The following is a 23,223-nucleotide window of genomic DNA, read 5'->3' on the forward strand; positions in this document are numbered from 1 at the left end:
TGGCGACCGCGTGGCGAGCCCGAGGTGTCAGGCTAACAAGAAGTGACGGCCAGGTCAGAGCTGGCCACGGAGATCAGCAGGGGGTCACCGGCGGTGTACGACGTGGTGTTGCTCACCCTCGGTGCCGGATGCGGCTCCCCGCGGGTACCCGTGCTGGCCTGCGCCGACGCGCTGAGCGCGCAGGGCGCGAAGGTCGAGACCGTCACCGCCGACTCCGACGCCGAGATCGACGCCGTGCTCGACGGGCGCCGCGTGATCGTCGCCACTGCCGCCGACGGCCAGCTGCGGGCCGTCGTGCGCCGACTCGTGCGGCAGTACGCGCCAGCGCCCAGCAAGCGCCCCGCCGACCTGCCACCGAACCGCACCATCCCTGACCTGCCAGCCATCGGCGTCCTGTCCATGGACCCGAAGGGCGACGACCTGGCGTCCCGGCTCGGCCTGCCCCGCGATCCCGCCGACGTCGCGGCCGCGGTGCTCGGCGACAAGGTGCGCCGATTTGACCTGCTCCGCAACGATGGTGGCTCGGTGACGCTGGACGGCGCACTGGTGGGCGGCACCGGGCCGTCCTCGTGGCGCGGACGGGTGGAGGTCGACGACGCTGTGCTCAGCGACGGGCAGGACCCCATCCTCGCGTGCGTGGTGGGAAACTCGACGGGATACACGCAGTTCGACGGGTACCCCCTGCTCACCACGCCCGACCCGGCCGACGGCGTCGTCGAGGTCGCCGTCGCCGTCCCGGTGGTCACGCGCCGCCTGCTCCGGCAGCCACGCCTGCGGCTGGAGGTCCGCCGGGCGCGCGGCCGCGCCGTGGCCATCACGCCGCGCGACGAGGAGATCGGGTACGTCGACGACGGCGTCAAAGCCACACTGAGTCACAAGCGTTCGTGGTGGGTAGAGCCGGGCGCTTGGGCGGTGTACGTCCGCTGACCTCTGTGCGAGGCTGCGGGGGCGAGAGGAGGTTGTGAACGGTGGAGGAAAACCGGGGGCCCCGCCAGGTGCCCGTCGGGCCAAACCGCGGTGTGAAGCCGCTCTGGCCGACCGACGACTACGTCCCAGACGAAGAGCCCGCCGCACCTCCCACCCCACCACCTCCGCCCCCACCCCCGCCAGCCGACCATTCCCCGGTACTGGCACCCGCGGTCGAACTCCCACCGCCCGTTCCACACCCCGTCTCCCCCGCCTACCCACCACCCGCTTCGCCGGGTGTTTCGCAGGTGGCTTCGCCGGTCCATGAGCGGCAGCCCGCGCCGCGGGCCATGGCACCCGTGCCGGTCGCCGGCCCGGCCTGGGCGGAGCAGTCTGCCGTGCCGGACCCCGCGAGGTCCGCACACGCCGCCGGCTCGCAGGCGGTCGCTCCAGCCGACGAGCCACCACCGCAGCTGCCCCCTCCATCTCACTGGACCGGGGCAGGCGACAAGCTCCCGCCGGGAGTATGGCCGCTGACCGGCAGCACCGATCCGGAGCCGCCGACGCCGATCCACGCTGGCCAGCCGATCCTCACCACTCCGCCGGCCGGCATCCCGGTCTCCGGCCCGCTGGCAGGCGCCGGCCCGTTCGCGCCACCAGCCGAGCCCGCTTCCGCGCCCCCTTACGGCGGCTCACCGCCGCAGGCACCTACCTCCGGCTCGCCCTACCCCGTCCACCCGTCAGTGGCGCCCCTCTCGTCCGGACCCCCCTACGCCGATCCCGCACCCCACTACGGCGACCCGCCGCCTATGGATCGCGCGCCCTTGCCGGCGCAGCCTTCCTCCGCGCCCCCCTTCGCCGAGCCCGCCGCGCAGCCCTCGGCCCCGCCAGCACCATCGTCCGGCGCGCCCTACGCCGCACAGCCGTATGGCCCGCAGCCGTCGTCCGCGCCGCCGTTTGGTGGGCAGCCGCCGTTTGACGGGCCGCGTTACGCCGAGACCGCCGGGCAGCCGTCCTCTGCGCCGCCGTATGGCCCGCAGCCGTCGTCTGCGCCGCCGTATGGCGGACCGCCCTCCTCTGCGCCGCCCTACGCCGGGCCGCCGGTTGTGGAGGCCGCTGGCCAGCCGCCGGCGCAGGTGGCGCCGTTTGGCGAGCATGCGGGCTATGGCGCGGGACCGTATGGCGGACCGCCACAGCCCGCCAGCGGGTACGGCCCCGCGCTGCCGGACGGCGCACCACCCACGTACCCGGGGCAGGTCCACGCTCCGCAGCCGACCGCCCCGCCGGCTCCGCACTATGGCGCGCCGCCCGCTGAGCACGGGCAGGGCCTCCAGCCGCCGTCCGACCCGTGGGCCACGACGGCACCTTTCAACCACCCGCCCGCCTCGCCCTGGGCCACCCCGCCGACCTCCCATCAGCAGCAGGCACCACCCCAGCAACCGCCACCACCGGCTCCACCATCGACGCCGCCTCCCTCGCAGGCGTACACGGAGCCCTCATGGGCGCCGGAAGCCGGCGCGCCGACGGCGGAGGAGTTCGCCCGCCGTCGTGCCGCAAAGCCCGCCGATCCGGTCGCGCGCACTGGCGTACGGGCGGCCGTCAACAAGAGCACGCTGGGCCTCGTCAAGCTTGCACCCGGCCGGGACGAGATCGAGTTCCGGCAGGACATCGAGAAGGTACGGCGCAACTTCGGTGGCCTGCGCCAGGTCACGGTGGTCAACCCGAAGGGCGGCGCCGGCAAGACCGTGGCTGTGCTCCTGCTGGCGATGACATTCGGGCAGAAGCGCGGCGGCTACGTGCTGGCCTGGGACAACAACGAGACCCAGGGCACGCTCGGCATGCGGGCGCAGCAGGACTTCCACAGCCGCACGGTCCGCGACATGCTGCGCGACCTGTCAAACTTCCAGGGCGCTCGGGGTCGCGTCGGCGATCTGTCGCAGTATGTGCGGTCGCAGGGCGAGGGCATGTTCGACGTACTGGCGTCGGACGAGTCGGCAACCGCCGGCGAGATGCTGACCGCGCACGCGTTCGGCGAGATCCGCGAGGTGGTCAGCCGGTTCTACAAGCTGATCGTGGTGGACACCGGAAACAACGTCCGGGCGCAGAACTGGCAGGCCGCGATCGACGCCACCGACCAGCTCGTGGTGACGATGTCGGCCCGTAACGACTCCGCCGAGACCGCCGCCCGGATGCTGGATCACCTGGAGCAGAGTGGCCGCACTCGGCTTGTTCGGCAGGCCGTGACCGTGGTCTCGATGCCGCCGCGCGCCCGTGACATCGACCTGCCGCCGATCCAGCGCCACTTCGCCGCCCGCACCCGGGCGGTGCTGGTCGCGCCGTACGACCGCCTGATCGACACCGGCGAGCCGCTCCGGTACGGCCAGCTCTCCCCCGCCACCCTCGACGCCTGGCTGAAGGTGGCCGCAGCCGTCTCCGAAGGCCTCTAGAGATCTTCAGGCCGCGCGCAAACAAAGAAAGACGCGAGCTACCGCGATGTTCGCCGTGCTCCATGCCGTTGCTCCCGCGGCCTCACCCGCCGCCGTCGCACGACCAACCCCGACCAGGGCAGGTCGTGTGCCGCGGACGGTGAGGCCGCGGGAGCAACGGTCTCGCGCACGGCGGACGCCGCGGTAGCTCAAAGCCCGATCCCGCCGCGTGCCGTGCCCGGGTAGGGGACGGCTTTTCGGTACGATCGTCCGATCTGATGCGCTCTGGAGGTCGGTCGTGCTCGGCATCGAGGGGTACGAGCCGCAGTGGTGCCACAGCGCCAAGACGCTCGCGGCCGCCCATCGCTCCCGTTTCAGCCGGATCGTCGGGCGGCACCTGGACGGCGCCTGGCTCATGTGGGATCTGGATCGCCGCCGCTGGTTCGCCGACGGCCCGGTGATTCTCGGCTTCGGCGACGTGAACGTGGAGGTGACGCACCGCAAGTTCGACGAGTGCGCGATCACCTGGAACCACGTCGACATGTCCATGCCACTCGACTGGCCGGGGCTGGCGCTCGACTGGCGGGCCGACGCACACGAGGCTCTGCGGTCGGTGGAGGGACGGCGGCTCCGCGAGGTCAACGTGATCGAGCGGATCATGCCTTCGCACTGGCGGCCCCGGGTGCTGCACTCGATCGAGTTCCTCTTCGACGGTGCGCGGCTAGCGATCTACAACGCGCTCGACGAAAACGGCCTCACCGACGCCGACGAGATCGACATGCCCGTCGGCTTCTGGTGCCGCGTGCCGATCGCTTAAACCGTACCGTCGCCGGTGATCAGGGCGTCCCTCAAGTCGCTCTAACGACTTCAGGGACGCCCTGATCACTGTGCGGTTAGGACCCGCACAGCCTCGCGGACGTCGTCGGTCACGTGGATCGACGTCGACAGGTCACCCTGCGGAGACAGCGCGAGCAGCGGGCGCAGGAGCGCCTCGATTGGCAGCGTCTCCGTCCAGAACGCCCTGTCCAGGAACACGTACGCGCCGCTCGCCCCGTCGGTGCCGTAGAACGTCTTCGTCGCGGCCTGGAACACCTCCTGCACCGTGCCGGCCCGGCCAGCGGCGAAGACGATGCCGCCCCGTGCCAGCCGCAGGATCGTGTCTTCCCGGATCGCGTTCGAAAAGTACTTCGCGATACACCCGGCGAAGAGGTTCGCCGGCTCGTGCCCGTACAGCCAGGTCGGGATCGCGAGGCCGCCGCGGCGGGGCCACGACACCGACGCGTCGGGCGCAAACGCCGCGCGCACCCGCAGCGCGGCCGCCGTGTAGGGGTCGTGGTCGAGAAAATCGGGCGCGGGCGCCAGCATGTCGATCGCGGCCGCAAGGTCTTCCGGGGTACCGGTCGACAGGTACGCGCCGAGGTTGGCCGCCTCCATGACGCCCGGACCGCCGCCGGTCACCACCAGCCGCCCCGCCCGTGCCAGCTCCCAGCCGATGGTCGCGGCGAGCCGGTACGTGGACGTGCCGCGTGGCACCGCGTGACCGCCCATCACCCCGACGACCGAGTGGGCGCCGTGCCGAGCCAGCCAGGTGCGCGTCACGTCGGCCAGGGCGTTGTCGATGCCGTGGTCATGCAGCCGCTGGGCCAGCGCCTCCCGCACCTCGGGCAGCGCACCGCCGTGCGCCCGGAAGTGCTCGTAGACCAGCGTGTCGTACATGCCGGCGAAGCCAGCGGTGTCAAACCCGGCGGCCAGGTCGTCCGGCGTGTAGAGCACGCACGGGTGTGTCGGGTACGGGAGATCGTCCATGGGTGGCACGACGTGCGCACCGCGCCGGACGAGGTCGGCCTCGATCTCGGCCGACTCGAACGCGCACCCGATGAAGAAGGTGTCACGCAGGTCGACCGCGGACAGGTCGGGTATCGGGTCGACGTCGAGCCGCAGCCCCTGCACGGTCAGGCCGGCGAGGCTGCCGGTGTGCAGATGATGGTCGAGCTCCGCGCGGGACTCGATTTCGTCCGGCGTGGTGTCGTAGGGCTCGAGGACGTCGGTAGGCGGTGGGGAGGACACACCACTATCTTCTCGCAACGCACCAAACTGAGTGATGGCACAGTCAACCGGACAAGAGAGAGCCCGGTGGCACAAGGCCACCGGGCTCCCGTTACCGGGTCCTGGGGAGGCTCCGGACTTCTAATTTTGGTCTTCTCGGAGGTCGCGCGCACCGTCCGCACGCGTGACGAATCCCTCAGCCGTTCAGGCACAGTACGGGGGCGGTTGCGGGTTGAATGTGCCAATGCAGAACCTGATGCCCGAACCGCCCGCGACTTTGCTGCCCGCCGACGACAAGGCGGCCACCGCCCTGGCTGACGCGGAACGGGCGGGCTCGGCCGAGGCGTACGAGGCGGTCGCCGCCCGGTATCCGACCTACAGCGCCGCCTGGGCGGTACTCGCCAGCCGCGCCCTCGCCGAGGGCAAGTCCGTCACCGCGTACGCCTACGCTCGCACCGGATACCACCGGGGCCTCGATCAACTCCGCAAGAGCGGCTGGCGCGGCGCCGGCCCGGTGCCGTGGACGCACGAGCCGAACCGCGGGTTCCTCCGCTGCCTGCACGCGCTCTCCCGCGCCGCGGACGAGATCGGCGAGGCAGACGAGGCCGCCCGCTGCGCCCAGTTCCTCCGCGACTGCGACCCGGCCGCCGGCGACGCCATGTCCAGCGTCTAGCGATCGGACGAACAACCCGCGCGTGGGCGGCTTCCGCCTACCCGGAGCGCGCGGCGCCTCGGAGCGTGCGGTGCGCGCGGCGCCCTGAGCGCTCGGTGCGCGGTGCGCGCGTGCGCGGGGCGCCGGAGCGCGCCGCGGCCGGATCTCGACGCGGCGCCTGACCGCCTACGCCTCGCCGATCAAGGGCATCCGCATGGATCAAGGGCGAATGCACGCGGAAAAGAGATCCAACCACGTGCATTCGCCCTTGATCGGCGGGCAGGGCGCTGCCGCGGGCGCGGCCCGGCGGCGCGGCCGGGTGCGGGCCGGCGGGGGTGGGGTTACTTTGACAGGGACGTGCCTACCGAGCGCAGGTGCTCGCATGCCTCGACGACGCGCTTGCCCATGCCCTCCTCGGCGGCTTTGCCCCAGGCCCGCGGGTCGTAGGCCTTCTTGTTGCCGACCTCGCCGTCGATCTTGAGTACACCGTCGTACTGGGTGAACATGTGGCTCACGACCGGCCGGGTGAACGCGTACTGCGTGTCGGTGTCGATGTTCATCTTGACCACGCCGTAGTCGAGCGCCGCCCGGATCTCCTCCAGCAGCGAGCCCGAGCCGCCGTGGAAGACCAGGTCGAGCGGCTTCTCCTTGCCGTACTTGGCACCCACCGCGTCCTGGATCTCCTTGAGGATCTCGGGACGCAGCTTGACGTTGCCCGGCTTGTAGACGCCGTGCACGTTGCCGAAGGTGAGCGCCGCCATGTAGCGGCCCTTCTCGCCCAGGCCGAGCGCGGCGACGGTGGCGAGGCCGTCCTCGACGGTCGTGTACAGCTTCTCGTCGATCGCGCCGACGATGCCGTCCTCCTCGCCGCCGACCACGCCCACCTCGATCTCCAGTACGACGTGCGCGGCTGCCGCGTCGGCGAGCAGCTCCTCGGCGATCTGGAGGTTCTCGTCGAGCGGTACGGCCGAACCGTCCCACATGTGCGACTGGAACAGCGGGGCCTCACCGCGGGCCACCCGCTCCTTGGAGATGGCGAGCAGCGGGCGTACGAAGCCGTCGAGCTTGTTCTTCGGGCAGTGGTCGGTGTGCAGCGCGATGTTGACCGGGTAGTTCTTGGCGACCTCGGCGGCGAACGCGGCGAACGCGGCGGAACCGGTCACCATGTCCTTCACGGTGGGGCCGGAGAGATACTCGGCGCCGCCGGTGGAGACCTGGACGATGCCGTCGCTCTCGGCCTCGGCGAAGCCGCGCAGCGCCGCGTTGAGCGTCTGCGAGGACGTCACGTTGATCGCGGGGTACGCGAACGCGCCGGCCTTGGCGCGGTCGAGCATCTCGGCGTAGACCTCGGGGGAAGCGATAGGCATTTCAAACGCTCCTTGGTATGCAGGTTGAGTGCGCCGGACCGCGCTGTCCTCCAGCCCGAAGTATCCCGCAGCCCGGCAGGCGTCTGTCAGTCGGCCTTGCCTTCCCACCGGTCGGGCACCGCAAGGCTGATCAGCCAGCTGACGACGGCCATCACGATGGCGCCCCAGAAGGCGGACCAGAACCCGTCGATCGAGAAAGGCAGGTCGATCTTGTCGGCGATCCAGTCGGTCAGCAGGAACAGCAACGCGTTGACCACCAGCGCGAAGAGCCCCAGCGTCAAGATGTAGAAGACGCAGCCGACGACGTGGATGATGGGTTTTGAGCACCGCGTTCACGATGCCGAAGATGAGCGCCACCAGTAACACGGTCAGCACGTCTCGACCGGTCGTGCTGCCGGTCACGTCGATGCCGGACACCACCAGCGTGGTTATCCACAGCGCGATAGCGTTGATCACAAGCCGGATGAGGAATCCCACCATCATCACATCGTGACACCTAAGGAACTCCCGGACAGAAGATCAGCGGAAGGGCGGCACCATGACCGAGCCTGACGAAGACTTCGCGCACGGCGACCACCTCGCACCCGAAGAGCGCGACATCGAGGCGCCGGCGGACGACGCGGTGGAGCAGGCGACCCTCGCCCGCCCAGCCGACCAGGAACCCGAGGTCCACCGTGGCTTCGAGGTGAACGACTGGGACGCGCTGGAGCAGGCTCGGGTGGTCGACCTGGACGACGACTACCGGTAAAGACGGGTTCGCGCAGGGCACAGCCGTGACACAGTGTGCACCGGTACTCTGTGTGCCCGTGGACACCGCCGAGAAGACCCGCGCGCTCACGGAGCAGCTGGCCGTCAACCCGCTCGATCCGAAGGAACTGCTGCAGACCTTCGGTCTGGTAGGCGTGTGGGCGATCCTTTTTGCCGAAACGGGCCTGCTCGTCGGCTTCTTCTTCCCGGGCGACTCGCTGCTTTTCCTCGCTGGCGTCGCGGCTTCCCCGGTGGCCGACGCGATGTTCGGCGACGGCACGAAGATCTCGCTCGCCGGCCTGCTGATCGGAGCGCCGATCTGCGCCATCGTGGGAGCCCAACTGGGCCACTTCCTCGGCGCCCGGTACGGCCGGAAAATGTTCGAGCGGCCAAACTCGCGCCTGTTCAAGCGGGAGTACGTCGAGAAGGCCGAGTACTACTTCGAGAAGTTCGGCCCCGCCAAGGCTGTGGTGCTCGCACGCTTCATCCCGATCGTGCGCACGTTCCTGAACCCGGTGGCCGGCACGCTCGGCATGCCCGCGAAGAAGTTCTTCGTGTGGAACGTGGTCGGCGGCATCCTCTGGACCGACGGCATCCTGCTGATCGGCTACCTGCTGGCAGACAGCATCTACGACGCTGTTGGTGACCACATCGACCGGTACATCCTGCCGGTGGTGGCGCTGATCATCCTGATCTCAGTGATGCCGATCTTTATCGAGATCATCCGAGAGCGTCGGGCCAAGCGCCGGGCGCAGGAGGTCATGGAAGAGGTCGGGGCCACCAAGCCCCGGTAGGACCTCACCCGAAGGCAAGGGACATCGCCCGGTGTCGCGGAGCAGCGTTCAGAAACGGTGCTCCGCGATGCCGGGCGATTCGCTAATTCAGCGAGCCTTCTTGGTGGCTCGCTTACGCGGCGGGGTGAGCAGGTCCGCGATCGTTGCGATCGCGGTCGGCACCAGCCGGTAGTAAGCCCACACTCCGCGCTTCTCCCGCTCCAGCAAGCCGGCCTCGGTGAGGATACGCAGGTGGTGGCTCACGGTCGGCTGCGAGAGGCCGAGCGGTGCCGTGAGGTCGCAGACGCACGCCTCGCCTTCCGGAGCCGACTGGATGAGGCTCAAGAGCCGCAGCCGGGCCGGGTCGGCGAGTGCTTTCAGGACCCCAGCGAGTCGCTCAGCATCAGCGCGCTCGATCGGCTCGCCGCCAAGCGGCGAGATCTGAGGCATGGTTGTTTCAGCCAACGCAGTTCCCACGTACTCCATCCTTCCACCTACACCATCGATCCGCCTGCATATCAGCAGGTCCGAATCGGCAAACTTTTAGGCCTAAAGGCCGAGGTCGCCCAACGTGTAGGCCGCCCGATACGGGAGTCCCACGTCCCGCACCGTGTCGCCGGCACCGCGATCCACGATAACCGCTACACCCACTACCTCTGCCCCAGCCTCTGTCAGTGCCTCGACCGCGGTCAGCACGCTGCCGCCCGTGGTCGAGGTGTCTTCCACCGCGAGGACCCTGCGGCCGGCCACCCCTGGCCCTTCGATCCGCCGCTGGAGTCCATGCGTCTTTTCGGCCTTACGAACCACGAAGGCGTCGAGCGGACGCCCCGCCGCCGAAGCGGCGTGCAGCATCGCCGCCGCCACCGGGTCCGCACCCAACGTCAGGCCGCCGACCGCATCGAAATTCCAGTCTGCCGTGAGATCGAGCATGACCCGACCTACCAGCGGAGCCGCCGCATGATGCAGCGTCACCCGACGGAGATCGACGTACCAGTCGGCCTCACGACCCGATGACAGCACGACCCGGCCGTGGACCACGGCCAGTTCAGTGATGAATTTACGCAGGTCGTCATGGTCCCCCATGGCGCACAAGCGTACTTGTCAAATGGCGACGATGAACGGTGGACCCGGCACTACACGTCACGACCGATCCGGCCTCGGACATCTCGGGAGACTCCTTGGAGGATTCGCCGAGGCACGTGGCGCAGCCCGAAGACCGCCAACTTGTACTTCCAGTCCGGCACGCTCACGAGCTTGCCCCTGCCCAGGTCACGCAGAGCGTCGCGGACCACGTCATCGGCGCTCAGCCACATCCATTCAGGGGTTTTAGACATGTTGATGCCTGCCCGCTGGTGGAACTCGGTGCGCGTGTATCCAGGACAGAGCGCCATTACCCGAACACCGTACGGACGCACGGAATGCGCCACGGATTCACTGAAATTGGTGACCCAAGCCTTGGATGCCGGGTACGTAGAGCCAGGCATTAGGGTGGCGAACCCGGCAACGGAAGAGACATTTATCACTCCCCCGTGTCGCCTTTCCGTCATCCCTGGGAGAACGGCGAGTGTCAACCGCATCACCGCGTGCACGTTCAGCCGCAGCAGCCGTGCCTCATCGTCGGCCGTCGACTTCAAAAACGTCTGATTGAGACTGATGCCCGCGTTGTTCACCAACAGGTCGAGCGGCTCGGCAAGCCGCGCCTCCACAAGCGCGCAACCTTCGTCGGTCGCGAGGTCCGCGGGCAGTGGCGTCACGCTCACCCCGTGCCGCTCGGCTAGTTCGGAGGCGAGCGCCGCGAGCCGTTCCGCGTCGCGAGCGACCACGACGAGGGAGTACCCCTGCGCCGCCAGCGCCCGAGCGAAGGCGGCTCCGATACCGGCCGTCGCGCCGGTGATCAGCGCGGTCCGTGTGGTCGTTGCGGTCATGCGGGCCGCCCGCGGAAGTGCGGGTGCGCGGCCGGCAGGCCCAGGAGTACAGCCACGACCAGATAGCCGAGCGCCTGGCCGGTCGCGACCATCCCGCTGAGCGCGAACCACCACGCCGGGTAGGCGTCTGTCAGCGCCTGGGTGAGCTCCGCGGTGACGCGGTCGTCAGAGACGTTCCACGTCAGGGCGGCCTGTAGGAGCACGGTGAGGAGGCTGAAGAAGCCACAGAGCAGCCCGAGGCCGCTGACGAACCAGGTGGCGATCCGGGCGCCGGAACTGCCTCGCAGGTTTCCAAAAGCGAGCGCGGTCAGCAGCAGGCCCACGATCACGGCGAGCACTGCCGCGATGATCACGGTGCCCCAGGCGAGGTTCGCCAGTACGTCGATGACGCTGTCGCTCTCGCCGGTGGCGGCGGCCGCCCGCCGGTACCGGTCGACGACGCCGCCCGTGCCGGCGAGCCCGAATATCGCGTAGGCCAGCCCGGCGGCCGCCATGGAGATCATGATCGCGGCGGCCGCGGTGACGACCGCTGGGCGCCGGGACGGCTCGATGGTCTGAGCGCTACTCATGGCATACAGGACACCATGAGTAGCGCTCGGATCAGACAGCGGGCGGTGGGCTCGGCGGGTCGGACGGCCGGTTCTCCGACTGCGGCTGTGCCGGCGGCGCGGCGGCGTCTCCTGCCGAGGGCGGTGTCGACGGCGACGGCGGTGCAGCGTCGGGAGCCGGAGGCGCGTACGGGCTCGGACCCGCCGGCGGCACCTGCGGGTACGCCGGGTAGGCGCCACCCGGCACCGGCGGCTCCCACACCTGGGCCGGCTTGCGGAAGAACTCGTTCGACGGCGGCAGCGCCAGCAGGATCAGCGCGACGATCAGCGCCAGGAGCGTGATGATCGACGTCGTGATGCTCAGCGGCATGAGCCAGGGCAGCTCGCTGTTGATGCTGTCCTGGATCTCGGACGGGTCCGGACCGTCGCCTGTGGACACGTTCATCGAGTTGCTGAGCGCCTGGCCCGCGATGCCGAACCCCGTGCAGCAGAGCGAGATGCCGCCGACCACCCACGTGACGATCCGGGAGACGTTCTTGCCACGGTTGTTCAGGATCGCCAGCACGACGAAGCCCGCTGCGAAGAGCAGGCCGAGCACGGAGGCGACGACCACAGAGGCGGTCGCGATCCCTTCGGTCCCCTCGGCTGTGGTGCCCTCGTACGCGTCTTTGTAGACGTCACTCACGGTGCCGATGGTGGCGAGCTGAGTCACCGCACCGAGCACTCCGATGGCGGCGCACAGGTACAGCAGATAGCTGGAGATGGTGACACTCCCCGGGCGCACCCTGGCGTCCGGAGTCGTGGGATCGGACACGACACTCCTTCCCTAGATCGCAAATGAACACGGTATCGATACCCTGCCACGCTGCTTGCACAAACGGTGCCCCGGTCAGGGAAGGGTCAGCCGGGACGTGGCGTAGGCGGCCAGGGTGGTGCGGTCCATGACGCACCCCTGGAACGTGGTCAGCTCCGAGCTGTCGTGGCTCATCGCACCCCACGCCGCGCGGGCCGCCTCCGGGTCGAGGCTCTCCAGGAGCGTCGCCGCGTACACCTGGCCGGCGGGCGAGCCGTGCGCGAGCAGCCACGCCAGGTGTGGCCGCACGTCGTCGGCCCGCCCGGCCAGCGCCGCGTGGACGGTCTGGTACGCGCCGGTGGCGGGCAGGATCCGCGCGGCCAGGCCGACGCCGCCAAATGCGACGACGTCGGCGGCCGCCAGATCCCGTACCGCGGTGGCGATCGAATCAGTCATGAGATCACCCCGTATTCACAGACAGCCCGTCTTTCGTCTCCGCCAGGTCGACGCGCACCGTGTCGCCGTCCCGGATGCCACCGGAGAGCAGCGCCTTGGCCAGCCGGTCGCCGATCGCCGACTGGACGAGCCGGCGCAGCGGCCGGGCACCGTAAATAGGGTCGTACCCGTGCTCGGCCAGCCAAACCCGGGCCGCGTCGCTCACTTCCAGGGTGAGCCGGCGGTCGCTCAGCCGCCGCCGCATCCGCTCGAGCTGAATGTCCACGATGGAGGTGAGGTCGGAGCCGGTGAGCGAGTGGAACACCACGATGTCGTCGAGCCGGTTCAGAAACTCGGGCTTGAACTGTGACCGCACCACCGCGAGCACCGCCTCACGCCGCTCGTCTTCGCTGAGCGTCGGGTCGGCGATCACGGACGAACCCATGTTCGACGTGAGGATGAGGATCGCGTTGCGGAAGTCGACCGTGCGGCCCTGGCCATCGGTGAGCCGGCCGTCGTCGAGCACCTGGAGCAGCACGTCGAAGACGTCGGGGTGGGCCTTTTCGACCTCGTCGAGGAGCACGACCGAGTACGGCCGGCGCCGCACCGCCTCGGTCAGCTGACCGCCTTCCTCGTACCCGACGTAGCCGGGCGGGGCACCGACGAGCCGCGCCACCGAGTGCTTCTCGGCGTACTCGCTCATGTCGATGCGCACCATGGCCCGCTCGTCGTCGAAGAGGAACTCGGCGAGCGCCTTGGCCAGCTCGGTCTTGCCGACGCCGGTGGGGCCGAGGAAGAGGAACGAGCCAGTGGGCCGGTCGGGGTCGGCGACGCCCGCCCGCGCACGGCGTACCGCGTCGGCGACCGCGCCGACCGCCTCGGCCTGCCCGATCACCCGGGAGCCCAGCGACTCCTCCATGCGCAGCAGCTTGGCGGTCTCGCCCTCCATGAGGCGGCCGGCCGGGATGCCGGTCCACGAGGCGACCACGGCGGCGATGTCGTCGGCGCCCACCTCTTCCTTGAGGATCGCGCCGTCCGCCTGGAGTACCGCCAGCTCCGCCTCGGCCTTCGCCAGCTCGGCGCGCAGTTGCGGGATGCGGCCGTACCGCAGCTCGGCCGCGCGCTCCAGCTCGGAGTCGCGCTCCGCGCGGTCGGCCTCGCCACCGAGCCGCTCCAGCTCTTCCTTGGCCGTGGAGATCTTGGTGATGTGCTCCTTCTCCAGGCGCCACCGCTCGGAGAGCGCGGTGAGCTGCTCGCGCCGGTCGGCGAGCTCCTTTCGCAGCCGTTCGAGCCGCTGCGCGGAGGCCGGGTCGGGCTCCTTCGCCAGCGCCATCTCCTCGATCTCCAGCCGCCGGACGGCGCGCTCGATCTCATCGATCTCGACGGGTCGGGAGTCGATCTCCATGCGGAGCCGGGACGCCGACTCGTCGACCAGGTCGATCGCCTTGTCGGGCAGGAACCGATCGGTGATGTACCGGTCGGAGAGGGAGGCGGCGGCCACGAGGGCGGCGTCGGTGATCCGTACACCATGGTGCACCTCGTAGCGCTCCTTGAGGCCACGCAGGATGCCGATGGTGTCCTCGATCGTGGGTTCGCCTACCAGTACAGGCTGAAACCGCCGCTCGAAGGCCGGATCCTTCTCGATGTGCTCGCGGTATTCGTCGAGCGTCGTCGCACCGACCATGCGCAGCTCGCCGCGGGCGAGCATGGGCTTGAGCATGTTGCTCGCGTCCATCGAGCCTTCGCCCTTGCCCGCGCCCACGACGGTGTGCAGTTCGTCGATGAACGTGATCACGTGGCCGTCGGAGTTCTTGATCTCCTCCAGCACCGACTTGAGCCGCTCCTCGAACTGCCCGCGGTACTGCGCACCGGCCACCATCGCGGCCAGGTCGAGCGCGACCAGCCGCTTGTCGCGCAGCGACTCGGGCACGTCGCCGGCGACGATGCGCTGGGCGAGGCCCTCGACGATCGCGGTCTTGCCGACGCCGGGCTCGCCGATCAGGACGGGGTTGTTCTTGGTACGCCGGGAGAGCACCTGGATGACCCGGCGGATCTCCGAGTCGCGGCCGATGACCGGGTCGACCTTGCCGTCGCGGGCGCGCGTGGTCAGGTCGACGCCGTACTTCTCCAGCGCCTGATAGGTCTGCTCCGGATCGGCGGTGGTGACCCGCCGGTCGCCGCCCCGCACGGTGGGGAACGCGGCGACGAGGTTGTCTTCGGTGACGCCCGCCTCCTTGAGCGCCTGCGCGACCACGCCACCCACGCGGGCGAGGCCAGCGAGCAGGTGCTCGGTGGAGGTGTACTCGTCGCCGAGCGGCCGGGCGATCTGCTCAGCGGCCCCGACGGCGTTGACGAACTCGCGCGACAGGCTGGGCTCGGCGAGGCTCGACCCGCGGGCGGAGGGCAGGTTTTCGACGGCGCGGGCGGCGGCACGGCGGATGTCGGCGGGGTTGGCGCCGACCGCGCGCAACAGGCCACCCGCTGTGGATCCCCCAGTGTCGAGCAGCGAGAGCAGCAGGTGCCAGGGTTCGACGGTGGCGTGCCCGCGCTGGCTGGCGGTCGCGACCGCGCTAGTGATCACTTCCCGGCTCTTGGTGGTCAACCGTTCGGCGTTCAATATTGCTCCCAGAGTTGAGCGTGTCTCGCTCAACTCTAGCGCGAACGCGCTCGAATACCAGCGCGGCCCCGCGATTACCAGCGCCACCGCCAGAACCGGTACTGCCGCCGCACGACCAGGCTGCCCATCGACTGGCGACCGGTCACCACGAAGTGCGGCTGACCACCGCCCTCGGGCAGGTCACCGCGCACCTTCACCGTGCTCGCGACCGTCTGGACATCGGTGGCGTCGACCGAGGCGCCCGGCGGCAGCACCAGCGTCGTGCTGCCCGCGATCACATCGAGCGTGATCTCCACCACCGGATGGGTGATCACCGCGTCGGTGAAGTCCAGCTTGACCGAGCCGGCCTTGTTGCTCGCCACGATCCGCCGCGGCACCACCCAGCCGCCCTTGCGCTTGAGCTCCGAGGCGACCGACCGCAGCTCGACGATCTCGCGCGGCACCGGCGACCCCGGCGCCGCCGGTAGATCGGCGACGTACGGCTCGACCTCACCGAACGTGCGCGCGGCGAGCACGCCCGCGACCCGCTCCTCGAACTCGTCGAGCGTGATGCGACCGTCGCCGGCCGCCTGGTTGAGCCGCTGGACGACACGATCACGGTCCGCATCGGACATTCTGAGATCGCGATGCTGAGGGGAAAGCTCGCTCACGCCCAGAAGGTACCGTGTTCCGGGTGCGTGTACGGGTAGAGCAGACCGCGCTGCCGGGCATTGGGATACGTCACGATCTCGTGGCCACCTCGGGCCGCCGGGTAGGTGTGGTGACACATCGCAACGGTCAACGTGATCTCGTCCTCTACGACGACGACGATCCAGACGCGTGCATCGCATCGATCGCGCTCACCGACGACGAGGCCGAGGCTCTCGCCGACCTGCTTGGCGCCTCGCTGATGCTCGGCCAGCTCGCCGGTCTCCGGCAGCAGGCCGCCGGGCTGCTCACCGAGCAGATCGCGATTCCGGCCGGTTCCCAGTGGGTCGGACGGCGCCTCGGCGAGACCAAGGCGCGCACCCGCACGAGCGTCTCGATCGTGGCCGTCCTCAGGGACCGTGAGGTGATCGCCTCGCCCGGCCCCGAGTTCGGCTTCGAGGGCGGCGACGTCGTGGTGGCCGTCGGCACCCGGCGCGGGCTCGACGGCCTCACCGAGATCCTCGCCAACGGCGACCCGGACGGCTGACCGGATGCACGACACGACCGTCCTGCTCATCGAGGTCGGCGCCCTGCTCTTCGGCCTCGGGATGCTCGGTCGGCTCAGCCGCCGCTTCGGCCTGTCTCCCATCCCGCTGTACCTGTTCGCCGGGCTCGCCTTCGGGCACGGCGGGCTGGTGCCGCTGTCGGCGAGCGAGGAGTTCTTCGCCGTCGGCGCCGAAATCGGCGTGATCCTCCTGCTTCTGATGCTCGGCCTGGAGTACTCAGCCAGCGAACTCGTGGGCAACCTGCGCAGCAACGCGCCCGCCGGACTGCTCGACGGTGCGCTCAACGCCGTACCGGGCGCCCTCTTCGGGATGCTGCTCGGCTGGGGCTGGCAGGCGTCCCTGGTACTGGCCGGCATCACCTGGGTCTCCTCGTCCGGCGTCATCGCCAAGGTGCTCGCCGACCTGGGGCGCCTCGGTAACCGCGAGACGCCGGTCGTCCTGTCCGTGCTGGTGATCGAAGACCTCGCGATGGCGCTCTACCTGCCGCTGCTCACGGCGGTGCTGGCCGGCGCCGGCCTGGCGGCGGGCGCGCAGTCGCTCGCCATCGCGGTGGCCACGGTCGGCCTGGTGCTCGTGATCGCGATCCGGTGGGGGCACGTCATCTCGGCGTTCATCTCGGCGCGCGACCCCGAGGCGCTGCTGCTGGGCGTGCTCGGCCTCACGCTGCTGGTGGCCGGCGTCGCGGCGCAGCTCAAGGTCTCGGCGGCGGTGGGCGCGTTCCTCGTCGGAATCGCACTCTCCGGCCCGGTCGCCCACCACGCGACCCAGTTGCTCTCGCCGCTGCGCGACCTCTTCGCGGCCGTGTTCTTCGTGTTCTTCGGTCTGGCGACCGACCCCAAGGACATGCCGCCGGTGCTACTGCCCGCGCTGGCACTCGCGGCGGTCACCATGACAACCAAGATCATCACCGGGTACGTCGCCGCGCGTCGCGCCGGTATCGCGGTACCCGGCCGGGTGCGAGCCGGGTTGGCGCTGATGCCCCGAGGCGAGTTCTCGATCGTCATCGCCGGACTGGCGGTGGCGACCCCGGGCATCGAGTCGGAGCTCGCGCCGCTCGCGACGGCTTACGTTCTGATCACAGTCGTGACCGGCCCAATGCTGGCTCGATTGCCCGACTTTGCGTGGTTTAAGAGCCTTCTACGGGCCCGAAGGAGGCCCGTTACACAGCCGCAGCCGCTTCCCTCTACCGACTAATTCCGTCGGATGACACAATCCGCCACTTCCGTAAGTACCTCGTTACGCGTTACGGTGTCGCCGCATGCATCCGGGGGTCCGGCCCGGAGGGTGGTAACTCGCGAGGGGAGCGGGCGGGTGACCTTGCAGCAGTCGACGTTCCGAGGATTCGCCAACCCGGTCGACCCCTCGGCCGCCGAGTTGCGTGCCTGGGCGTATCAGCCTGATTCGGTGCCGTTGCAGTCCATGCCGCAAGACTGGGACCTGTTGGTCTCGGGCGACCGGCTGATCGGCACCCTCTTCGATTTGGCGATGGATCGCTCGTGCCCGGCTCGCCGGTTCGCCCTGCACTGCCTCTACATCTACGCCGCTGACGGCATCCGCACCAACTTCCGGGCGCATCCCAAGCGGCGGCTGCGCAAGCTGGTGGAGCAGGCCGAGGAGTACGGCGACGAGCTGATGGTCACCTGGGCGCACAACACCCGCGTGCTGCTCGCCCGGCCCGACCTCTTCGACTACCACGACTGGTGCGAGGGCGGCCTGGTGCGCCAGTCCCGCCGTCTCGGCTGACTTTTCCTCCGCACGTTCTTACGCACGCGAAGGGCGGGGACCCCCCGTGGATCCCCGCCCCGCCTGTGTCGCCATGTCGCTCCCACGCTGTCACTGCCGTGGGTCGTCGTCCATCCTGTCGATGTAGTCACTGGCCGCGTTCTGGCCCTTGTCGACGTGCTCGGCGTACTTGCCGCCGGTCGCGTCGTCAAGCTTGTCGCCGGCCTTCTCGACGCCGTCCTTCACGCGATCGGCGCCGATCTTGTCGACGGCCTGCTCGGCCTTTTCCCTGAACGAGTCGGCGATCCCCATCGATCCCTCCTTCGCTGACTGGTGGTCCGGAATGTGCCGTCCGAACCAAAAGTCAGGTTAGTCGACTGACAAGCTCAGCGGGCCGGAATCAAGATTGCGTACGTCTGGTGGGACGCCAGACGACCAGCGCGTTGGACGTCCTACTCATGGGTACGAGATCGCGGCGCGCGTAGCCGGTGGCTTCCATCTCGGCGATCCGCTGGTACGCGTCGGTGAGCGCGGCCTCCAACTCGCCGACGCGCTCCTGAAGCTCAGCGACGAGCTGCTCAAGACCGATGATCCGCTTGATGCCGGCCAGGTTGACGCCGTCTTCCTGGCTCAGCCGTTGCACCTCGCGAAGCAGCGCCACGTCGCGCTCGCTGTATCGCCGGCCACCGCCGCTCGCCCGGCCCGGCTGCACGAGCCCGAGCCGGTCGTACTGCCGGAGCGTCTGCGGGTGCATCCCGGCCAGCCTCGCCGCCACCGAAATGATCAGCACCTTGGCGTCGGAGGCAACCTCGACGGTGATCTGGAACTCCTCGTCCACCACGCTCACCTCCTGCTGACACTAACCATATCGACGCACCCGTGCTTCCAGCTGTTCCCGCGGTGCGGGTGCCATCTCGGTCGCCAGCGTCGCCAGCGCGTCCTTGGCCTTGTCGGACAGCTCGGTCGGCACCACGATCTCGACGGTCACCAGCAGGTCGCCGGTGGCGCCGTCGCGGCGGCTCACGCCCTTGCCGCGCGCCCGAAGCGTGCGGCCGCTCGGAGTGCCCGGCGGTACCCGCAGGGTCACCGCGCCGTCCATGGTCGGCACCCGAAGGTCGATGCCCAGGACGGCCTCGGAGATCGTGATCGGCACGGTCAGCGTCAGGTCGTCGCCGGACCGGCCGAACAGGTCGTCGCGACGCACGCGCACCAGCACGTACAGGTCACCGGCCGGACCACCACGCTCGCCCGGCTCGCCCCGTCCGGCCAGCCTGATCCGCTGGCCGTCGGCCACGCCCGCGGGGAAGCGGACGTTGATCGTGCGGGTCTTGGTGACCCCGCCGCTACCGCGGCACTCCGGGCACTTCTCGTCGACGATCGTGCCCACGCCCTGGCACTCCCGGCACGGCTCGGAGAAGCTGAACGACCCCTGATTGCGGGTCACCAGCCCCGAACCCATGCACACCGGGCAGGCCCGCGGCTGGGTGCCGGGCTTGGCGCCCGAACCGTGGCAGGTGTCGCAGACGCCCGGCGCGCGTATCGACAGGGGCAGCGTGACGCCCCGGATCGCGTCTTCGAAGTTGAGTACGACCTCGGTCTCGACGTCGCGACCGCGCGCCGGGCCGCGGGTGCGGGTCTGCGCGCCCCCGCCCGAGAAGATCGTGCTGAACAGGTCGGAGAAGCCCGCGCCACCGAACCGGCGGTCGCCGGCACCGGCATTGCCGCCACCGAAGCCGCCGAACAGGTCGGACGGGTCGAACCCGCCACGCGCGCCGCGCCGGAACGCGCCCGACCCGAAGAGGGCGCGCATCTCGTCGTACTCCTTGCGCTTGCGCTCGTCGGAGAGCACGTCATACGCCTCGGAGACGGCCTTGAAGCGATCTTCGGCTGCCGCGTTGCCCGGGTTGTGGTCCGGGTGCAGCTCGCGGGCGAGCTTCCGGTACGCCTTTTTGATCTCGTCGGAGGAGGCGGACTTCGGCACCCCGAGTACGGCGTAAAAATCCTTCTCCAGCCAGTCCTTGGAGCTCACGTCATCCACCTCCTCCCAGATCGATCGGCTTGCTACTCAGGGTCGGCGACCGCGACAAGAGCCGGGCGCAGCAGGCGGTCGCCGAGCAGGTAGCCCCGGCGCATGACCTGTACACAGGTCGGCTCTGTGACCTCCGCGGAGGTCTGGTGTGCGACGGCCTCGTGCCGCGTCGGGTCGAAGGGGTCGCCCTTCTCACCGAACGCCGTGAGCCCGAACTTCCCGAGTGCCGCCACCAACTGCTCGGACACCGCGGCGAACGGACCCACCAGGTCGCCGTGCTCGCGAGCACGGTCCAGATCATCGAGTACCGGCAGGAGCGCACCGAGCACCGTGCCGGTGGTCTGCTCAGCGGCGAGACCCCGGTCGCGGTCGACCCGCTTGCGGTAGTTCGCGTACTCCGCGGTCACTCGCTGGAGGTCGTTGGTGCGCTCCTCCAGCTCGGACCGCAGCGCCTCCAGCTCCGCGCCCAGCGGGCTGGCGTCCTTGCTGGGCGCCTCCGGCTCGGTGGGCTCGGTCGTCGTCTCGGCCTCCTCGACGATCTCGCCCTCGACCGCCTCATCCGGCGCCGCGTGGCTCGGCTTGTGCTCCTTGTCGGTGTCCCGCTCGGACTTCTCCGGTGCCTCGACCGGCTCGTCCTTGCTGTCGGCTTCCGACTTCACCTTGCCGCCGGTCGGGTCGATCCTCCGCTTGTCACGGATGACGACCCGCTCGGTGGGCTGGTCATCGTCTCGTGAAGTCACTTCTTGTCGTCCTCGTCGACGATCTCGGCGTCCACCACGTCATCCGGCTTGCCAGCGGAACCAGCCGGCCCGCCGGGGCCTGCCGCACCCGCGCCGCCCGTCGCGCCAGCGGCGCCGGCGGTCGGGTCCGGCTGCTCGGCCTGCTGCTGCGCGTACAGCAGAGAGCCGGCCTGCTGCGATACCGTCGCCAGCTTCTCGTGCGCGGACCGGATGTTTTCGATGTCGGTGCCGCCCAGCGCGCTGCGCAGCTCACCGAGCGCCTCGTTGATCTGGTCACGCGAGTCGGCCGGCAGCTTGTCGCCGCTCTCCGCGAGGAACTTCTCGGTCTGCCACTGGAGCTGCTCGGCGAGGTTGCGGGTCTCCGCCTCTTCGCGGCGGCGCTTGTCGTCGTCGGCGTGCTCCTGCGCGTCGCGCATCATCCGCTCGATGTCGTCCTTCGGCAGCGCCGAGCCGCCGGTGATCGTCATCGACTGCTCCTTGCCGGTGCCCAGGTCCTTCGCGTTGACGTGGACGATGCCGTTCGCGTCGATGTCGAAGGTGACCTCGATCTGCGGTACGCCGCGCGGCGCCGGCGGCAGGCCGGTCAGCTCGAACGTGCCGAGCTTCTTGTTGTACGCCGCGATGTCGCGCTCGCCCTGGAAGACCTGGATCAGCACGGACGGCTGGTTGTCATCGGCGGTGGTGAAGACCTCGGACCGCTTGGTCGGGATCGTCGTGTTGCGCTCGATGAGCTTGGTGAAGATGCCGCCCTTGGTCTCGATGCCCAGGCTCAGCGGGGTCACGTCGAGCAGCAGGACGTCCTTGACCTCACCCTTCAGCACACCGGCCTGCAGCGCGGCACCGACGGCCACGACCTCGTCCGGGTTGACGCCCTTGTTGGGCTCCTTGCCGGTGAGCTGCTTGACCAGGTCGGACACCGCGGGCATCCGGGTCGAGCCGCCGACCAGGATCACGTGGTCGATGTCGGCCAGCTTCACGCCGGCGTCCTTGATCGCCTGCTCGAACGGGCCCTTGCAGCGGTCGAGCAGGTCCTGCGTCATCCGCTGGAACTCGGCCCGGCTCAGGCTCACGTCGAGGTGCAGCGGCGCGGACGCGCTGCCGTCGGCACCCGACGGACCGGCCGTGATGTACGGCAGGTTGATGCTCGTCGTGGTCGCGGCGGACAGCTCGATCTTGGCCTTCTCCGCAGCCTCCCGGAGGCGCTGCATGGCCATCTTGTCCTCTGACAGGTCGACGCCGTGCTGGCCGCGGAACGTCTTGACCAGGTGGTCGATGATCCGCTCGTCCCAGTCGTCGCCGCCGAGGTGGTTGTCACCGCTCGCCGACTTCACCTCGATGACGCCCTCGGCCAACTCCAGCAGCGAGACGTCGAACGTGCCGCCGCCGAGGTCGAAGACCAGGACGGTCTGCTCCTTGGAGCCCTTGTCCAGCCCGTACGCCAGCGCGGCCGCGGTCGGCTCGCTGACCACCCGCAGGACGTTGAAGCCGGCGATCTCACCGGCCTCCTTGGTGGCCGTACGCTGGGCGTCGTTGAAGTACGCCGGTGTGGTGATCACCGCGTCGGTGATCCGCTCGCCAAGGTATGCCTCGGCGTCACGCTTGAGCTTCATCAGCACCCGCGCGGAAATCTCCTGCGGGGTGTACTTCTTCCCGTCGATGTCGACGGTCCAGTTGGTGCCCATCTCCCGCTTCACCGACCGGATCGTCCGGTCCGGGTTCGTCACCGCCTGGCGCTTGGCAACCTCGCCGACGAGCACCTCACCGTTACGGGCGAACGCGACGATCGACGGCGTAGTGCGCGATCCCTCGGCGTTCGCGATGACGGTGGGCTCGCCACCCTCGAGCACGCTGACCACGGAGTTCGTTGTGCCGAGGTCGATGCCGACCGCACGTGCCATGTTCGCTTCCTCGCTTCTCCTGGGAGACTCTGCGTTGGATCAATCTGAGTTGTCTGAGTCAACTTGAGTGGACCAGACTCAATACTGCCACGATCACCCCGACCGTCAAGCCAGAGTTGAGCCAATCACACGCAACCCACCTCGTTCCCCCCACCCCCACCCGCTCTCCCCCGATCCGCCGCACCCTGCCGCGCCCCGCCGCCCCGCCCCGCCGCCCCGCCCCGCCCCGCCGGGCCGGGCCGCACGCGCGCCGGGCCGCCTGCGCGCGGCGCGCCGCGCCTCATTCCGCCGATCAAGGGCAAACGCGCGTGATTCGATCTCTTTTCCGCGTGCATTCGCCCTTGATCGATGCAAATGCCCTTGATCCACGCCGTGAGCTAGGCGATCCGGCGCCAAGATCTATCGC

Annotated in this window: 25 protein-coding genes and 1 pseudogene; 10 read left to right on the forward strand and 16 right to left on the reverse strand. The window is 69.6% G+C overall.

Features of this window, described 5'->3' with window-relative positions:
- Positions 1 to 93: 93 nt before the first annotated feature.
- The 3 genes from QMG73_RS01500 (at position 94) to QMG73_RS01510 (ending at position 4,149) form a co-directional block, all read left to right on the forward strand.
- Positions 94 to 927 carry a diacylglycerol kinase family protein gene (locus QMG73_RS01500; protein WP_281892191.1) on the forward strand — a complete coding sequence of 278 codons (834 nt, stop codon included), beginning with the start codon at positions 94 to 96 and terminating at the stop codon, positions 925 to 927.
- Positions 928 to 1,214: 287 nt separating this feature from the next.
- Positions 1,215 to 3,353 carry a MinD/ParA family ATP-binding protein gene (locus QMG73_RS01505; RefSeq protein ID WP_281891893.1) on the forward strand — a complete coding sequence of 713 codons (2,139 nt, stop codon included), beginning with the start codon at positions 1,215 to 1,217 and terminating at the stop codon, positions 3,351 to 3,353.
- Between the two features lie 277 nt (positions 3,354 to 3,630).
- Complete coding sequence (locus QMG73_RS01510) at positions 3,631 to 4,149, forward strand: ubiquitin family protein (RefSeq protein ID WP_281891895.1); 519 nt, start codon at positions 3,631 to 3,633, stop codon at positions 4,147 to 4,149.
- A gap of 65 nt (positions 4,150 to 4,214) precedes the next feature.
- On the opposite strand, the gene QMG73_RS01515 is transcribed toward QMG73_RS01510, so the two are convergent.
- Positions 4,215 to 5,399: an LOG family protein gene (locus tag QMG73_RS01515; RefSeq protein ID WP_281891896.1), complete on the reverse strand. Its 1,185-nt coding sequence runs from the start codon at positions 5,397 to 5,399 to the stop codon at positions 4,215 to 4,217.
- Between the two features lie 223 nt (positions 5,400 to 5,622).
- Here QMG73_RS01515 and QMG73_RS01520 point away from each other — a divergent pair, with 223 nt between their 5' ends.
- The gene (locus tag QMG73_RS01520) at positions 5,623 to 6,051 is read left to right on the forward strand and encodes a DUF3151 domain-containing protein (protein ID WP_281891897.1); all 429 of its coding nucleotides are present in this window, start codon (positions 5,623 to 5,625) and stop codon (positions 6,049 to 6,051) included.
- 320 nt (positions 6,052 to 6,371) lie between these two features.
- Here the strand turns inward: QMG73_RS01520 and fbaA are convergent, their stop codons facing one another.
- On the reverse strand, positions 6,372 to 7,397 hold the full coding sequence (fbaA, locus tag QMG73_RS01525) for a class II fructose-bisphosphate aldolase (protein ID WP_281891899.1): 1,026 nt from the start codon (positions 7,395 to 7,397) through the stop codon (positions 6,372 to 6,374).
- Between the two features lie 86 nt (positions 7,398 to 7,483).
- Positions 7,484 to 7,814, reverse strand: a pseudogene (locus tag QMG73_RS01530) (phage holin family protein).
- On the opposite strand from QMG73_RS01530, the gene QMG73_RS01535 reads away from it, so the two are divergent.
- Genes QMG73_RS01535 through QMG73_RS01545 form a run of 3 tightly spaced genes read left to right on the forward strand, consistent with a single transcriptional unit; the run spans position 7,744 to position 8,938 of the window.
- Entirely contained in the window at positions 7,744 to 7,890 is a 147-nt protein-coding gene (locus QMG73_RS01535) for a hypothetical protein (protein ID WP_281892229.1), read from the forward strand. The pseudogene QMG73_RS01530 and the gene QMG73_RS01535 overlap by 71 nt on opposite strands.
- 45 nt (positions 7,891 to 7,935) lie before the next feature.
- On the forward strand, positions 7,936 to 8,145 hold the full coding sequence (locus tag QMG73_RS01540) for a hypothetical protein (protein ID WP_265247084.1): 210 nt from the start codon (positions 7,936 to 7,938) through the stop codon (positions 8,143 to 8,145).
- Between the two features lie 52 nt (positions 8,146 to 8,197).
- Positions 8,198 to 8,938: a DedA family protein gene (locus tag QMG73_RS01545; RefSeq protein ID WP_281891901.1), complete on the forward strand. Its 741-nt coding sequence runs from the start codon at positions 8,198 to 8,200 to the stop codon at positions 8,936 to 8,938.
- Between the two features lie 87 nt (positions 8,939 to 9,025).
- Here QMG73_RS01545 and QMG73_RS01550 read toward each other — a convergent pair whose 3' ends face one another.
- The 8 genes from QMG73_RS01550 to QMG73_RS01585 form a co-directional block, all read right to left on the reverse strand.
- Entirely contained in the window at positions 9,026 to 9,403 is a 378-nt protein-coding gene (locus QMG73_RS01550) for an ArsR/SmtB family transcription factor (RefSeq protein ID WP_173040617.1), read from the reverse strand.
- A 63-nt stretch (positions 9,404 to 9,466) separates the two neighbouring features.
- Positions 9,467 to 10,000 (reverse strand): orotate phosphoribosyltransferase, encoded by a 534-nt coding sequence (pyrE, locus tag QMG73_RS01555; protein WP_281891903.1) that lies wholly within the window; start codon positions 9,998 to 10,000, stop codon positions 9,467 to 9,469.
- Between the two features lie 50 nt (positions 10,001 to 10,050).
- The gene (locus QMG73_RS01560; RefSeq protein WP_281891905.1) at positions 10,051 to 10,842 is read right to left on the reverse strand and encodes an SDR family NAD(P)-dependent oxidoreductase; all 792 of its coding nucleotides are present in this window, start codon (positions 10,840 to 10,842) and stop codon (positions 10,051 to 10,053) included.
- Positions 10,839 to 11,411, reverse strand: a complete 573-nt coding sequence (locus QMG73_RS01565) for a hypothetical protein (RefSeq protein WP_281891906.1) — start codon at positions 11,409 to 11,411, stop codon at positions 10,839 to 10,841. Before QMG73_RS01565 ends, QMG73_RS01560 begins: the two co-directional genes overlap by 4 nt.
- Before the next feature lie 31 nt (positions 11,412 to 11,442).
- Positions 11,443 to 12,204 carry a hypothetical protein gene (locus QMG73_RS01570; protein ID WP_281891907.1) on the reverse strand — a complete coding sequence of 254 codons (762 nt, stop codon included), beginning with the start codon at positions 12,202 to 12,204 and terminating at the stop codon, positions 11,443 to 11,445.
- A gap of 75 nt (positions 12,205 to 12,279) precedes the next feature.
- Positions 12,280 to 12,639: a hypothetical protein gene (locus QMG73_RS01575; RefSeq protein WP_281891908.1), complete on the reverse strand. Its 360-nt coding sequence runs from the start codon at positions 12,637 to 12,639 to the stop codon at positions 12,280 to 12,282.
- 4 nt (positions 12,640 to 12,643) lie between these two features.
- Positions 12,644 to 15,235, reverse strand: coding sequence for an ATP-dependent chaperone ClpB (clpB, locus tag QMG73_RS01580; RefSeq protein WP_281891909.1), 2,592 nt, complete (start codon positions 15,233 to 15,235; stop codon positions 12,644 to 12,646).
- Between the two features lie 74 nt (positions 15,236 to 15,309).
- Complete coding sequence (locus QMG73_RS01585; protein ID WP_281891910.1) at positions 15,310 to 15,849, reverse strand: DUF1707 SHOCT-like domain-containing protein; 540 nt, start codon at positions 15,847 to 15,849, stop codon at positions 15,310 to 15,312.
- A 59-nt stretch (positions 15,850 to 15,908) separates the two neighbouring features.
- On the opposite strand from QMG73_RS01585, the gene QMG73_RS01590 reads away from it, so the two are divergent.
- The 3 genes from QMG73_RS01590 to QMG73_RS01600 all read left to right on the forward strand — a co-directional run bounded on the left by QMG73_RS01590 (position 15,909) and on the right by QMG73_RS01600 (position 18,171).
- A complete protein-coding gene (locus tag QMG73_RS01590; RefSeq protein ID WP_281891911.1) occupies positions 15,909 to 16,409 on the forward strand; it encodes a cation:proton antiporter regulatory subunit in 501 nt (166 codons plus the stop codon).
- Positions 16,410 to 16,413: 4 nt separating this feature from the next.
- Positions 16,414 to 17,622 (forward strand): cation:proton antiporter, encoded by a 1,209-nt coding sequence (locus tag QMG73_RS01595; RefSeq protein ID WP_281891912.1) that lies wholly within the window; start codon positions 16,414 to 16,416, stop codon positions 17,620 to 17,622.
- Between the two features lie 117 nt (positions 17,623 to 17,739).
- On the forward strand, positions 17,740 to 18,171 hold the full coding sequence (locus QMG73_RS01600) for a hypothetical protein (protein ID WP_281891913.1): 432 nt from the start codon (positions 17,740 to 17,742) through the stop codon (positions 18,169 to 18,171).
- A 90-nt stretch (positions 18,172 to 18,261) separates the two neighbouring features.
- Here QMG73_RS01600 and QMG73_RS01605 read toward each other — a convergent pair whose 3' ends face one another.
- The 5 genes from QMG73_RS01605 to dnaK form a co-directional block, all read right to left on the reverse strand.
- A complete protein-coding gene (locus tag QMG73_RS01605) occupies positions 18,262 to 18,462 on the reverse strand; it encodes an antitoxin (RefSeq protein WP_281891914.1) in 201 nt (66 codons plus the stop codon).
- A gap of 88 nt (positions 18,463 to 18,550) precedes the next feature.
- The gene (locus QMG73_RS01610; protein ID WP_281892193.1) at positions 18,551 to 18,988 is read right to left on the reverse strand and encodes a heat shock protein transcriptional repressor HspR; all 438 of its coding nucleotides are present in this window, start codon (positions 18,986 to 18,988) and stop codon (positions 18,551 to 18,553) included.
- 21 nt (positions 18,989 to 19,009) lie between these two features.
- Complete coding sequence (gene dnaJ, locus QMG73_RS01615; protein WP_281891915.1) at positions 19,010 to 20,179, reverse strand: molecular chaperone DnaJ; 1,170 nt, start codon at positions 20,177 to 20,179, stop codon at positions 19,010 to 19,012.
- 32 nt (positions 20,180 to 20,211) lie between these two features.
- On the reverse strand, positions 20,212 to 20,919 hold the full coding sequence (grpE, locus tag QMG73_RS01620; protein WP_281891916.1) for a nucleotide exchange factor GrpE: 708 nt from the start codon (positions 20,917 to 20,919) through the stop codon (positions 20,212 to 20,214).
- Positions 20,916 to 22,817, reverse strand: coding sequence for a molecular chaperone DnaK (gene dnaK, locus QMG73_RS01625; RefSeq protein WP_281891917.1), 1,902 nt, complete (start codon positions 22,815 to 22,817; stop codon positions 20,916 to 20,918). The genes grpE and dnaK overlap by 4 nt, the downstream gene beginning before the upstream one ends.
- Positions 22,818 to 23,223: the final 406 nt, after the last annotated feature.

The sequence above is a fragment of the Phytohabitans aurantiacus genome, from assembly GCF_027923225.1.
GTDB lineage: Bacteria > Actinomycetota > Actinomycetes > Mycobacteriales > Micromonosporaceae > Phytohabitans > Phytohabitans aurantiacus.